At 45.0% G+C, this 12645-nt stretch carries 13 protein-coding genes; 5 read left to right on the top strand and 8 right to left on the bottom strand.

Annotated features, from left to right (window positions below; genetic code table 11):
- Window positions 1-206 precede the first annotated feature (206 nt).
- The 3 genes from QUA04_RS03245 to QUA04_RS03235 all read right to left on the bottom strand — a co-directional run bounded on the left by QUA04_RS03245 (window position 207) and on the right by QUA04_RS03235 (window position 2000).
- Window positions 207-1223, bottom strand: coding sequence for a tetratricopeptide repeat protein (locus tag QUA04_RS03245; RefSeq protein WP_333253715.1), 1017 nt, complete (start codon window positions 1221-1223; stop codon window positions 207-209).
- 129 nt (window positions 1224-1352) lie between these two features.
- Window positions 1353-1637 carry a hypothetical protein gene (locus tag QUA04_RS03240; RefSeq protein WP_333253713.1) on the bottom strand — a complete coding sequence of 95 codons (285 nt, stop codon included), beginning with the start codon at window positions 1635-1637 and terminating at the stop codon, window positions 1353-1355.
- 105 nt (window positions 1638-1742) lie between these two features.
- The gene (locus tag QUA04_RS03235) at window positions 1743-2000 is read right to left on the bottom strand and encodes a hypothetical protein (RefSeq protein ID WP_333253710.1); all 258 of its coding nucleotides are present in this window, start codon (window positions 1998-2000) and stop codon (window positions 1743-1745) included.
- Between the two features lie 297 nt (window positions 2001-2297).
- On the opposite strand from QUA04_RS03235, the gene QUA04_RS03230 reads away from it, so the two are divergent.
- Window positions 2298-3230: a LysR family transcriptional regulator gene (locus QUA04_RS03230; RefSeq protein WP_333253708.1), complete on the top strand. Its 933-nt coding sequence runs from the start codon at window positions 2298-2300 to the stop codon at window positions 3228-3230.
- A gap of 165 nt (window positions 3231-3395) precedes the next feature.
- Here the strand turns inward: QUA04_RS03230 and QUA04_RS03225 are convergent, their stop codons facing one another.
- A complete protein-coding gene (locus tag QUA04_RS03225; protein WP_333253706.1) occupies window positions 3396-3728 on the bottom strand; it encodes a hypothetical protein in 333 nt (110 codons plus the stop codon).
- A 76-nt stretch (window positions 3729-3804) separates the two neighbouring features.
- Complete coding sequence (ispD, locus tag QUA04_RS03220) at window positions 3805-4491, bottom strand: 2-C-methyl-D-erythritol 4-phosphate cytidylyltransferase (RefSeq protein WP_333253704.1); 687 nt, start codon at window positions 4489-4491, stop codon at window positions 3805-3807.
- A 172-nt stretch (window positions 4492-4663) separates the two neighbouring features.
- Here ispD and QUA04_RS03215 point away from each other — a divergent pair, with 172 nt between their 5' ends.
- Window positions 4664-5626: a glycosyltransferase family 9 protein gene (locus QUA04_RS03215; protein WP_333253788.1), complete on the top strand. Its 963-nt coding sequence runs from the start codon at window positions 4664-4666 to the stop codon at window positions 5624-5626.
- 96 nt (window positions 5627-5722) lie between these two features.
- Here QUA04_RS03215 and QUA04_RS03210 read toward each other — a convergent pair whose 3' ends face one another.
- The 3 genes from QUA04_RS03210 to QUA04_RS03200 form a co-directional block, all read right to left on the bottom strand.
- On the bottom strand, window positions 5723-6442 hold the full coding sequence (locus QUA04_RS03210) for a response regulator transcription factor (protein ID WP_333253702.1): 720 nt from the start codon (window positions 6440-6442) through the stop codon (window positions 5723-5725).
- Between the two features lie 54 nt (window positions 6443-6496).
- Window positions 6497-7129, bottom strand: a complete 633-nt coding sequence (locus QUA04_RS03205) for an ATP-binding protein (RefSeq protein WP_333253700.1) — start codon at window positions 7127-7129, stop codon at window positions 6497-6499.
- 205 nt (window positions 7130-7334) lie between these two features.
- A complete protein-coding gene (locus QUA04_RS03200) occupies window positions 7335-7961 on the bottom strand; it encodes an ATP-binding protein (protein WP_333253698.1) in 627 nt (208 codons plus the stop codon).
- A gap of 344 nt (window positions 7962-8305) precedes the next feature.
- Between QUA04_RS03200 and QUA04_RS03195 the strand changes: the two genes are divergently transcribed.
- From QUA04_RS03195 to QUA04_RS03185, 3 genes are all read left to right on the top strand, one after another.
- Entirely contained in the window at window positions 8306-9676 is a 1371-nt protein-coding gene (locus QUA04_RS03195) for an ATP-binding protein (protein WP_333253696.1), read from the top strand.
- Complete coding sequence (locus QUA04_RS03190) at window positions 9663-11918, top strand: WD40 repeat domain-containing protein (protein ID WP_333253694.1); 2256 nt, start codon at window positions 9663-9665, stop codon at window positions 11916-11918. The genes QUA04_RS03195 and QUA04_RS03190 overlap by 14 nt, the downstream gene beginning before the upstream one ends.
- A 1-nt stretch (window position 11919) precedes the next feature.
- Window positions 11920-12645 (top strand): WD40 repeat domain-containing protein (locus QUA04_RS03185; RefSeq protein ID WP_445242278.1); only part of this gene is annotated, 726 nt, incomplete at its 3' end.

Here is a 12645-nt window from a genome sequence, read left to right as displayed (position 1 = left end):
TCTGGCAGACGAATTACTACAGAAACTGTTTCTATCTTTCGATCGCGATATTAATCAAATTATAGCGCCCCTGAAGCCTTTTTCCTCTTTGTAATTTATATATATTTGGCAACGAATTATACAACGACTTGCAGATGAATGCCAAATCGTCGCCAAAGTCGATCGCTTCCAATCTTCACGCCCGATGCGGAACCGCTTAACTCTCCTTATTGCGGTACAAGCTGACTTGAAGACAATCGCTTAATGCCCTCCATCGCAGTAGTTTCTCCGGCTTTGTCACCGCCCTCACGAGCAATTTTTAAAGCTCCCTCGTAGGATTCGAGAGCTTGAGCATATTGACCGAGACTTTCATGAATTGCGCCCATATTGTTGAGCAAGCGTCCGATACTTGTCTTGTCGCCGATTGCTTCTAACATCGGTATTGCTTGCTGAAAATAGATCAGCGCTTGAGTATCTTTGCCGAGTTTGCGGGAGGTAAGTGCCATGTTGTTGAGGAGACGGCCGACGCCCGCCCTGTCTCCGATTTCCCGGCGAATTGCTAAAGCTTGGTGGTAAAATTCCATCGCTCTATTAAAGTCGCCGATGTTGTAGTATACGCCGCCCATGTTATTAAGGGTACGGCCTAAATCGCGCCGATCGCCGACAGCCGTGCGAATCGTCCGCGCTTGCTGGTAAAATTCTATCGCCTTGGCGTAATCTGCCTGTTCTGCGTACACGGCCGCGATGTTGTGGAGAGATTCTCCAATTTCAATTTTGTCGTCAGTAGTTTTGGCCAGTTCCAAAGCTTCTTGGTGCAGTTTCATCGCTTCGGAAAAATTGTCCCCAATTCGGTTGACGAAACCTATGAGATTGAGAGTGCGCGCGATACGACGCCCTCCGCTGATTTCTCGGTGAATGACTAAAGCTTGCCGCAAAACTTCCAAAGCTTCGGGCCTCAAACCCATTTCGCCATAAACTTCCCCCATATTGTTGAGAGTTTCTCCGATTCCGGCTTGGTCGCCTAGTTGCTTGCGGATTGCCAAAACTTGCTCAAAAGTCTGAATTGCTTCTCGAAACAAACCCTCGCGGTGCTGTTTTACTCCTGTTTCAAAGAGTTCGTCTGCTTGCGTTTTGGGGTCAGTTGCCTGAGCGTGATCGATCGCTTGGGCGTGCCTCGCATTTATAATTGGGCCATAAGCCCGGGCGTCTGAAATTGCCAGCAAGCTGAGTGCGGGCGATAACACAATACTTATAGCTGCGAGATAGCTGAAGTGGTAAGAGCGGCAGTGCACCGGTCGAGTCCTCCAATAGCTAAGTGATAACTATTAAGATAGAGCTTTTTGGGGTGTTCATGCCGAATTTTTTCTCAATCCCTAGGTTCTAACTGGGTTTTTGTCTTGCCAGACGGCCATAATCAGTGGCATATTGTTGAGAGCGGATATGAGAGCAAAGTTTTTGCTGGCTGGAAGCGATGCTTTTTCACAGCTTTGCAAGATGATGTCCTGTTGGTCAAGCGTGATCCAAGCTATTCCTGACAACACTTGAATTTCTCGATGAGTTTGAGGCAATCTGTATACCTCGTTTTCCATCAGAATAATGCGATCCTCTTCGAGGGCTCCGCTAACGGGCGCTGCACATTCGGAAGATATTTGAAGCATAGCATCTCCTACTTGGTAATTGGTAATTGCTAATTGGTAATTGCTAATTGGTAATTGCTAATCGAGGACAGTATTTCACTTCATTTCCACGTAACCCACACACTACTATTGGCAATAACGCCGATCGATCCAAGCGCGCATTTCATCATCCGTCGCCACGCAGGTAGAACGACCAGTCGCTCGATCGCAACCGTGCCACCAAGTGTTACCATAGCGATCGCACGTCTGCCAAATTCTCAGTTCGTCCTCACCCGAAATGAGGTAGAGCAAAAACTGCCCAATTTTATTTATAGCTAAAAAGAGAGATTGCCCTTTCTGTTTTTCGGATGGTTTAGCTCGATCGGCTATCAAAAAAAACATCATTATTCGGGGGTTTATCCGACTGTTGTAAGTAGACATAGCCAACACCTTAAAGTGATAACTCCTACAAAAATTGCACCAATAAAATTACAAAAAACAGCTTTTAACTGCAATAATTTCATCACAATTACAGCACAATATTTTTGTCGTGCAAGTCCTGTAAAAGTCTATCTGTTACCTAATAAATTAACCTTAACTCTAGGGCAATTGACAATCAAAGCATTGCTTGCATAGGTTGTATGAATAAAATCGATATATCGAAGCCCTTGTGACAATTTGGGTACTACTGGCACAAACGCTATGAACGAAATCAATACGCGGCGGATGAAACTCTCTCAAATTCAGGCTTTTATCGCAGTAGCAGACTGTGAAAACTTTAGCGAGGCGGCTTTGCAATTGGAACTGTCCCAATCCGCCATCAGCCACGCCATAGCCTCTTTAGAAACAGAATTAGGAGTGCAACTGTTCCACCGGGGGCGACACGGTGCTCAACTGACGCCGGTGGGGGAAAGGGTCCTGCTTCACGGGCGCCAAATAGCCTGCGCCTTAGAAATGATGGTCAAAGAAGCGGATTTAGAAAAAGGTTTGCAGGGAGGCCAGGTACGGATAGTTACTTTTCGGAGTGTCGCAACTCATATCCTACCGGGTATTATTGCTAAATTTCGCAGTTGCTTTCCCAAGATTGCGGTCAGCATTGCCGAAGTTTATTATACCCAAGCTGTGGAGGAGGCTTTGCGATCGGGCAAAGCAGACATCGGCTTTGTCTCTCTTCCCATCTCCGATGAATTTGAAACTAGAGAAATTTTGCGGGATAAATATGTCGTGTTGCTGCCGCCAACTGCCAAATTTTCAAGTGATAAGATTACCTGGGAAGAATTAGCGGCTTATCCGTTGATTTTGCAGCCACCCGAAACCGCTTGTTCTGTACCGCTTCGCAAATATTTGACAACTTCGGGGTTTCCCTTAAATATCGCTTACGAACTCAGCGAAGATTCAACTATTGTCAGTATGGTGATGCAAGGTTTGGGTGCAGCAATTCTGCCCCGTTTGGCTGCGGAACCGATACCTGCTAAGGTGAAAATTTGCAGTTTTCCGGCGGATTTTGAGAGAGTAATTGGGGTGGCTGTTTTGAGGGATGCGCTGTTAGTTCCGGCCGTGTTTGCGTTTTTGGATGTAGTGACAAGTGCGGCAGATGTTGATAGTGAGGGCGAGTTTGCGATTAATCCTTCATGAGAAACCTAAGTCAGTTGTTATTGGTTATTGGTTAGATTGGGATTTTGTTACCGCAGATATCAGCGGATGGACACAGATGAACGCGGATGGGATTGTATCTGCGTTCATCTGCGTTCATCTGCGGTAAAAAAAAATCGCATAACCAATAGTGCGATCGCTGATTGCCTATTTCATGCGCTTTGCAACAAGACTAGAACTGTCGCCTTGGTGGAATTTGATTCGACCGTCTATGGAGTTTTTATCCTTTAATTTGAGCCAACCGCTACCAGATGCAGGATCGTTCTCGTCATTACCATCCCATGTAAACTCGAATCGCTGATCCTTTCCATCTTGTACGACTTCGCCGTCAATTTCACCTGATACTAAACCGAATTGAAATTCTCCTGAACCTGCTTCATCAATCTCGATATAGGCTTCAACTTCCATGTCCAAATAATCACTATCCCACATTGCCATCTCTGTGATCCGCCATGTACCGCTATATTGCATTGCTTTCATCCTCCACTTGTGTTACAGATTTTCTCCTAATGACGACAACATAGCTGAGTTGCATTCTCAATTACACAACTCAAAACTATTCCCCGTATCTCTGCCGCAAAATAAATTCAGCTAACGCCATGTCAACCGGTGTTGTGACTTTCAAATTCGTCTCTTCCCCCTCCACAATTTGTACTGGTAAACCGCATTTTTCAAACAAAGCCGCATCGTCGGTAACTTCCCAACCTTTTTGTCGCCCTTGTTCGTGACACTGCTTTAACAATTTCACTTCAAATCCTTGGGGAGTCTGGGCTGCCCACAAATTGCGTCTGTCTGGGGTGTCTCGCACGATCCGACGCTCATCTACGACCTTAATCGTATCCTTGACCGGGACGGCGACAATCAAGCCCGGACAGCCCAACAGAGCCTCGGCGGATCGATCGAACAATTCAGCAGTTGCCAAACACCTGGCGCCGTCGTGAATCAACACTCGATCGGCATTGGGGGGCAAAGCCTGCAAACCGTTGTAAACTGACTCTTGCCTGGTCGCCCCTCCTTGAATCAGTTCCACCGGCTTGACCAAAGATAAATCGCTCAGAATTGCTTTAAAATCAGGAAAATCGTCTGGCTGGCCCATGATCCCAATCCAGCTAATGTGCTGCGAAGCTTCAGCAGCAGCCAAAGTCCAACTCAGCAAAGGTTTAGAGAGCAAAGTCAGCAGCAGTTTGTTCCGCTGACTCCCCATCCGTCGCCCCGAACCTGCTGCAGGAATTAATAAGTGCATTTACTAACCGTTTTTAACCCAACTAGATATATATAATAAGAGCGTCCTGTACTTTTGAGTCAGTTGTTTAGCTGTCAGCCAGTAGCTTTTAAGGTCTAGAAATACTATAAGCTGATAGTTGAGAGCGGATCTCTGAGAGCTACCTCGATCAATAATAGCCCGATCGTTTATGATGCGAATACTAGCACTTGTCCCTGGCGGGATTGGCGACCAAATTTTATTTTTCCCCACTCTTGATGACCTCAAGCAGTCTTATCCCGACGCGCAAATTGATGTCATCGTGGAACCGAGGGCAAAGGGTGCTTACCGAGTCTGCAAATCCGTCAAAGAAGTCTTGACGTACAATTTCAAAGACCGCAACGCTATGGCAGATTTGGGCAATTTACTGGGCGTAATTCGCGATCGCGAATACGAAGCAGTGATTTCCCTAGGCCAGCGGTGGACTGTAGGGCTGCTGCTGTGGCTGACCGGCATTCCGCAGAGAGTTGGCTATTCGGGAACCAACGGCGGTCGATTTCTCACTGCTGCTGTACCGCTGAAAACTGAACAGTATGCGGCTTCAATGTACCACGATTTGCTGCAAGGATTTAACATTACAAATCCTTGTCCGCCACTGGCAATTAATGTACCAAAACAGGACATTCAGTGGGCAGAAGCCGAACAGCAGCGGTTGGGCGTAAAAGAAAGCGGCTACATTTTGATTCACGGCGGTTCGAGTCAATTAGCTGTGTCTAAAGGTATTGACAAAATTTACCCTACAGACAACTGGAAGCAAATAATTGAAGATTGTCAGCAGCGGCAGCCGAATTTGCCCGTTGTTGTTGTGAAAGGCCCAGAAGATGCAGACTTCGTGACAAAGTTAGTCGAGTTATGTCCGAATGTAAAAGTTATCTCGCCGGATGATGTCGGCAAGTTGGCTGCCACTATTGCTGCTGCTAATTTGATGATATGTACTGACAGTGCGCCGATGCACTTAGCTGTGGCGGTTCAAACTTATACAATAGCTTTGTTTGGCCCGACGGAACCTGCGAAATTGTTGCCAAAGAGCGATCGATTTTTGGGCATTAAATCTCCTACTGGCAAAATGGCAGACATCTCTCCTCAAGATGTTTTGAAGAAGGTTTGGGGCGGCTAAAAACTAGGATATCTTAGCTGGTTCCCAGGCAGATCCTGGGAACCCATATCTAGAGGCTAGGTTTTTCACAAAATCAAGTGGTTAATGCCGATGAGCTTAGGAAATTGCCATTGCAGTGCGATTGGGCGGCTCGAACCTGTAACCGTAACCCCGAATTGTTTTAATAAACTGCGAGGCATTAGCATCAACTTGAATCATTTTCTTGCGAATCTGACCGATATGTACCCTAACAACTTGCTCTTCTCCTGTGTCGCCGCAGTTCCACCCCCAGATTTTTTCGATTAGCTGTTGGCGACTCCAAGATTGACCGGAATGACTTGCCAAAAAATACAAGATATTAAATTCCAAGGTTGTTAACTTGATAATGCGATCGTTGAGTGTTGCTTCCCGACGCGCTGAATCGATCACGAATTGATCGAATACAATACGTGATGGAGTGACAGGCCTCATGCGTCTCAACACAACTTCTATACGAATTGCCAACTCGGCCAAACCAAAGGGTTTGCAGATATAGTCATCAGCACCTGCAGACAGGACTTTAAGTTTATCAGCTTCGTCTGTGCGGCTGCTTAGCATAATCGCAAATACATTAGTACGGCGCTGCATTTCCTGGCAGAGGTGATAGCCTGTAGTATCGGGCAAATTCCAATCGAGAATTACTAGCACAGGCTTGAATTTCTCAAACAATGCTAAAGCACTCTCGCCATCGGCTGCCGAATCTACTTGATATTTCTGATTTAAAAAGCGATGAACTAGAGTACGGATGGATGGGTCATCATCCACAACGAGAATCTTGGGAGTAGTATCAGTAATCATTACAAAAAAGTTCCTTGTTGTTGTCAATGGACAACTGGCCATTTCAGAACAGCTTTAGTGAAGAGTAAAGGCCAGGTCGTTCCAACTAAACAAAGTTTTTTCGGGCAATTCTTCTTTCAGCTTGGTCTTGAGGTCAAAAGGCTTGCCCCAATCCCATATTTCGATCTCTAGGCGTTCGTTAAATACTGCGATCGCCAGTTCTATTTTCGGAGTTTCCAATGACAGATTTTTGCGGGCGTGGCGAACAGCATGGGCAAAACCCTCGATCGCAGCAAGTTTACTAAGCTGCAAAACTGCTTCGGGAATGGGTAGAAGCTCTAAAAACTGCTCGACCCACCCTAAAACTTGAGTAACCGCCTGGAGCTCGCTATTTACTTGAATCTTAAATTTGTGAAGTGGCTGGTTATAAGTTGGCTCGGATTGGGGATTTCGTTGCTCTTGAAGCCAGTTAAAACTGTGTAAAACGTCGATCGCACGCTTAAAGAAATCAGGTTGAGTGCTAGGTTGGGGTGGTACTAAAGCTGGCTGAAAATATTTTACAATTAACAGACAGTTTCGCCCTTCAGACGTGCGGGTATAACTTAGCTCATCGGCTATTTTGCCAATAAGTTTTATACCTATTTTCCCTATTTCATCGATTTCGCTAAAATCTTCGTCACGGTGCGAATTTTCAAAGTTAGAGTTCATAACGGTTTTCTCTGCTAAATATTGATGGTTTTTGTTTCTACAGATATCCTACTGAAGCAAAAAGGGAGGATGTAGGGGAGACCAGGTGAGTTTTAATTTGCGATCTGCCATAATTTTGAGGGCAAATCGGGCAGGAGATTAAAACCTATCGGCTCTAGTCAGGCAGCACTAATTAAAGAATGATTTGCAGATATAGTCATCTTTGCTAAAACATAAATTCCAGCTCTTTTAAACCGAACGGCTCTTTTGCTTGCGATTGTTCAATTTCAACTTTGCTTGGGGAATTAAGAGGCTTTCCCCAATCCCAAACTTGAATTTCTATGCGTTCGTTAAATACTGCGATCGCAAGATCGATCGGAGTATTTAATGGCATATTTTTGTGGTGGTGAATAGCATTGATAAACCCCTCGACCGTCGCAAGTTTACAAAGCTGCAAAACTTCTTCGGGAAGTGGTAGATTCTCTAACTGTTCGACCCACCATAAAACTTGAGTTATAGTAGCAAATTCACTATTGAGTTGAAGAGTAATTTTTTGCAGTGGCTGGTTAGAACTGCGATCGGATTGGCTAGTTTTTTGCTCTTTCAGCCAGTTGAAAATATTTAAAGTATCGGTCGCTCGCTTAAAACAATCAGCTTGAGTGCTAGGGTGAGGTAGTACAGGCTGAAAATATTTTACAATTAACAGACAGTTTCGACGGTCAGAAGTGTGGGTATAACTAAGCTCATCGGCAATTTGGCTAATAATTTTTATACCTATCCCAAGTGACGGGATTTCATCCATTTTGCTAAAATCTTCGTCACCGTGCGAGTTTCCCAATAATTTAAAATTCATTTGATTGACCTCTCTTGTTTACCAATAACTGCTTGTCTGTGTTCTGATCAAATCATCGCATCACTTTAATTGAGTGAAGTTGACCAGAGGTATAAAGTTAGGTCTATTAGAGGTCGGTATAATCAAAGTATACTCAAGGTATAATTAAACTACTGTCATGCAGAGTCCCTATCCTTCGCAAGGCTCACGACTGGGAAGCATTCCAGCCGTCTAAGAGTTCCTTGGCAAGGCTCAGGATGATTTAAGTGCATGACGCGTAAGTTGTAATAAAGTTAAATTAGGGGTTAACCTATATGGATTGGCAAGAATTCCTTAGAGGCGAATCTGGGACACATGGATTATCGATGGAACACACAGAAACATTATTAGCAGCACTCTCCTCTCCTGAAAGAGAACCCCTCAACCACGTACAGCTTTCAGGAAAATTCAACATAGCAGAAGCTACTGTAAAACAGCGGTTGAGAGAGATTTACAGTAGTTTTTCAGCCAGTTTTCCTGAACTAGATCACCACGCAGGTGCAGGTAAGTTGAGGATTCTGCGAGCTAGATTAATACAGAAGTATTATCAACCATCACAACCAGTAGTTGCGCCCTACCCTGAAGAATTTATATCGATAATAGAAGAAAAAATTCGGAGGTTTTGCGGTCGCCAATTTGTTTTTGAGACGTTTGAGCAATTTATCACCGACAACCCTCACGGTTATTTTACGATCGTCGGGGATGCGGGAATGGGCAAAAGTTCGATCGTTGCCAAATACGTTTCTGAACATAAATCTCCCTGCTATTTCAATATTCTCGTCGAACGGCGCAACAAACCGGAATTGTTTTTGAAGAGCATTCGCCGACAATTAATAGACCGCTATGAATTGCCAAATTCAGAAGACGCCGATTTACCAACTTTACTGGCACAGGTGGCAGGAAAACTCACGGCGGGCGATCGTTTGGTAATTGCAATTGATGCACTGGATGAAGTTGAACAAGAATCGGGAGAAAATCTTTTACATTTGCCGACAACTCTGCCCAATAACGTATATTTCCTGCTGACGCGGCGGCCCTTTAACCTCAGTCAAAGGCGGCTGGCTGTATCTCCGGGAGTTCCGGTAAAAGAGTTGGATTTAAGAGACAGCGACTATGTTCATTTCAATCAGAATGATATCAAACAGTATATTCAGTATGTTGTGATAAATCCCGAGTCTGAGTATAAAGATGCACTTAGAAAATGGATTCAAACCCGCAGCATTACCGATACAATTTTTGTCGAAGAAGTGGCAAAAAAGAGCGAAAACAATTTTATGTATTTGCGGTATGTTTTGCCCGCAATTGCTAAGGGCGATTACAATGACCTGAGTTTAAAGCAATTGCCAGATGGGTTGTTAGAGTATTATCAAAGCCATTGGGTGGGGATGGAGATGGAAGCTAATCCAGGACAATTGATGGAGTATGTCTTGTATATTTTACTAGAGATTGGCACGCCGATTCCCTGCGAGATGATTGCTGGAATTGCCAAGGTGGATGAATGCGATGTGGGAAAGGTTTTAGATAAGTGGGTTGAGTATTTGAAAAAGCAGAATGTAGAGGGAGAAATCTGCTACACCATCTATCATGCTAGTTTCCTTGACTTTCTAAAAACCAAACGGGAGATGGATTCAAATCGGAGAATTTTTCGGGAAGTAAATCAACGGATTACTGAGTATTTAGAAAATGGGATGGCGTGAGATGGGAGAATTTGCTGAAAAGTTAGCGACCCAACCCCTTTCCTATCAACGTGCTTATCTGGGCAGCTTACTGCCAAATTATGTCAAGTCAGGTAATTTAGAAAAATATTATCAAAAACTGACAGATTTTAACTTTCTGATGGCAAAAATTCAGCATCCTGAATTTGGGATGCAGGCACTGATGGATGATTTCGATTTGGTTGACGCTTCTGAAGCAGTAACTCACCCAGAGTACAACCCAGAAAAAGTGAAATCCCTGAACTTGATTCAAGCGGTACTGTGGATGTCAGCCGAGATTTTAGAGCAAGATAAAAGCAAACTGGCGGAACAATTGTTAGGGCGCTTACTGTACTTTGAAATATCAGAGATTCAGGCAATGTTGGAGGTAGCCAAGCAGTGGAAAGCAGCACCTTGGTTGCGTCCTTTGACACCCTGTTTAACTCCCCCTCGTAGGGGACTGATACGCACGCTTAAACGTCACAGCAACTCGGTAAATGCAGTTACTGTCACTGCTGATGGCAAGCGGGCGATTTCTGGTTCATCGGACACCAGCCTTAAAGTCTGGGATTTAACAACTGGAAAGGAACAGTTTACTCTCAATGGTCACACCAACTCAGTAAATGCAGTTGCTGTCACTGCGGATGGCAAGCGGGCGATTTCTGGTTCATCGGACAACACTCTAAAAGTCTGGGATTTAACCACTGAAAAGGAACTGTTTACTCTCACGGGTCACAGCGACTTAGTATATGCAGTAGCCGTCACTGCTGATGGTCAGCGAGCGATTTCTGGTTCGTGGGACAACACCCTCAAAGTCTGGGATTTAACCAGGGGAAACGAACAGTTTACTCTCAATGGTCACAGGCAATTAGTAAATGCAGTAGCCGTCACTGCTAATGGGAAGCGCGCGATTTCTGGTTCAAGAGACAAAACCCTTAAAGTTTGGGATTTAACCACTGGAAAGGAAGAATTTAGTCTCACTGGTCACAGGAAATCAGTATATGCAGTAGCGGTCACTGCTGATGGCAAACAGGCGATTTCTGGTTCTTTGGACAACACTCTAAAAGTCTGGAATTTAACCACGGGAAAAGAAGAATTTACTCTCAAAGGTCACAGCAACTCAGTAAATGCAGTAGCCATCACTGCTGATGGCAAGCGAGCAATTTCTGGTTCAGATGACAACACCATCAAAGTCTGGGATTTAACCCTTGGAAAGGAAGAATTTACTCTCGAAGGCCATAGAAACTCAGTAAATGCAGTAGCAGTCAATGCTGATGGCAAGCGGGCAATTTCTGGTTCAGATGACAAAACCCTCAAAGTCTGGGATTTAACCACTGGAAAGGAAGATTTCACTTCTGAAGGTCACAGCAACTCAGTAAATGCAGTTGCTGTCACTGCTGATGGCAAGCGGGCGATTTCTGGTTCATCGGACACAAGCCTTAAAGTCTGGGATTTAACCACTGGCAAGGAACTGTTTATTCTCAATCACAGCAGCTCAGTAAATGCAGTTGCTGTCACTGCTGATGGCAAGCGGGTAATTTCTGGTTCAATAGACAACACCCTGAAAGTCGGAGATTTAACCACTGGAAAGGAACTGTTTACTCTCAATGGTCACAGCAACTCAGTAAATGCAGTAGTCGTCACTGCTGATGGCAAGCGGGCGATTTCTGGTTCATCGGATACAAATCTTAAAGTCTGGGATTTAACCACGGGAAACGAACAGTTTACTCTCAATGGTCACACCAACTCAGTAAATGCAGTTGCTGTCACGGCTGATGGCAAGCGGGTGATTTCTGGTTCTTTGGACAACACCCTCAAAGTCTGGGATTTAACCACTGAAAAAGAACTGTTTACTCTCGCGGGTCACAGCGACTTAGTATATGCAGTAGCCGTCACTGCTGATGGCAAGCGGGTGATTTCTGGTTCGTGGGACAACACCCTCAAAGTCTGGGATTTAACCACGGGAAACGAACAGTTTACTCTCACTGGTCACAGCAGCTCGGTGAATGCAGTAGCCGTCAATGCTGATGGGAAGCGGGCAATTTCTGGTTCGTGGGATAGCACCCTCAAAGTCTGGGATTTGTCGAGTGGAAATGTCATTGCTAGTTTCACGGGTGAAAGTTCGATCGCCTGTTGCGCCATTGCACCCGATGGAGTCACAATTGTGGCAGGCGACGCATCCGGCCGCGTATATTTCCTGCGACTAGAAGGGATTGCTGAGTATTTAGAAAAGGGGATGGCGTGAGATGGGAGAATTTGCTGACAAGTTAGCGGCCAAACCACTTTTCTACCAACGTGCTTATCTGGGTAGCTTGCTGCCAAATCATGTCAAGTCAGGGAATTTAGAAAAGTATTATCAAAAACTGACAGATTTTAATTTCCTGATGGCAAAGATTCAGCATCCTGAGTTTGGGGTGCAGGCACTTATTGATGATTTCAATTTGGTTGGCGGTTCAGAAGCAGTAACTCACCCAGAGTACAACCCAGAAAAAGCGAAAGCCCTGGACTTGATTCAATCGGTACTATGGATGTCAGCCGATATTTTGGAGCGAGATAAGGCAAGACTGGCAGGGCAATTGTTAGGGCGCTTACTGTACTTTGAAATGCCTCAGATTCAGGCAATGCTGGAGGTAGCAAAGCAGTGGAAAGCAGCACCTTGGTTGCGTCCTTTGACACCCTGTTTAACTCCGCCTCGCAGGGGACTACTACGCACCCTCACAGGTCACAGCAACTCAGTATATGCAGTCGCAGTCACCCCCGATGGCAAGCGGGCAATTTCTGGTTCAACAGATAACACCCTCAAAGTCTGGGATTTAACCACTGGAAAGGAAGAGTTTACTCTCAAAGGTCACAGCAACTCAGTATATACAGTCGCCGTCACTGCTGATGGCAAGCGGGCAATTTCTGGTTCAACAGACAACACCCTCAAAGTCTGGGATTTAACCACTGGAAAGGAAGAGTTTACTCTCACT

It is taken from the genome of Microcoleus sp. S13_C5 (assembly GCF_036700845.1).
Taxonomy (GTDB): domain Bacteria; phylum Cyanobacteriota; class Cyanobacteriia; order Cyanobacteriales; family Microcoleaceae; genus Microcoleus.
The sequence above is the reverse complement of the archived record's forward strand: the minus strand, read 5'-3'. Positions and strand labels throughout refer to the sequence as shown.

Excerpts from the sequence above, each read along its gene's own strand:
- QUA04_RS03200 (WP_333253698.1), bottom strand. The coding sequence starts at position 7,961 with ATGAATTTTAAATTATTGGGAAACTCGCACGGTGACGAAGATTTTAGC.
- QUA04_RS03240 (WP_333253713.1), bottom strand. The coding sequence starts at position 1,637 with ATGCTTCAAATATCTTCCGAATGTGCAGCGCCCGTTAGCGGAGCCCTC.
- ispD (WP_333253704.1), bottom strand. The coding sequence starts at position 4,491 with ATGCACTTATTAATTCCTGCAGCAGGTTCGGGGCGACGGATGGGGAGT.
- QUA04_RS03205 (WP_333253700.1), bottom strand. The coding sequence starts at position 7,129 with ATGAACTCTAACTTTGAAAATTCGCACCGTGACGAAGATTTTAGCGAA.
- QUA04_RS03210 (WP_333253702.1), bottom strand. The coding sequence starts at position 6,442 with ATGATTACTGATACTACTCCCAAGATTCTCGTTGTGGATGATGACCCA.
- QUA04_RS03225 (WP_333253706.1), bottom strand. The coding sequence starts at position 3,728 with ATGAAAGCAATGCAATATAGCGGTACATGGCGGATCACAGAGATGGCA.
- QUA04_RS03195 (WP_333253696.1), top strand. The coding sequence starts at position 8,306 with ATGGAACACACAGAAACATTATTAGCAGCACTCTCCTCTCCTGAAAGA.
- QUA04_RS03190 (WP_333253694.1), top strand. The coding sequence starts at position 9,663 with ATGGGATGGCGTGAGATGGGAGAATTTGCTGAAAAGTTAGCGACCCAA.
- QUA04_RS03235 (WP_333253710.1), bottom strand. The coding sequence starts at position 2,000 with ATGATGTTTTTTTTGATAGCCGATCGAGCTAAACCATCCGAAAAACAG.
- QUA04_RS03215 (WP_333253788.1), top strand. The coding sequence starts at position 4,664 with ATGCGAATACTAGCACTTGTCCCTGGCGGGATTGGCGACCAAATTTTA.
- QUA04_RS03230 (WP_333253708.1), top strand. The coding sequence starts at position 2,298 with ATGAACGAAATCAATACGCGGCGGATGAAACTCTCTCAAATTCAGGCT.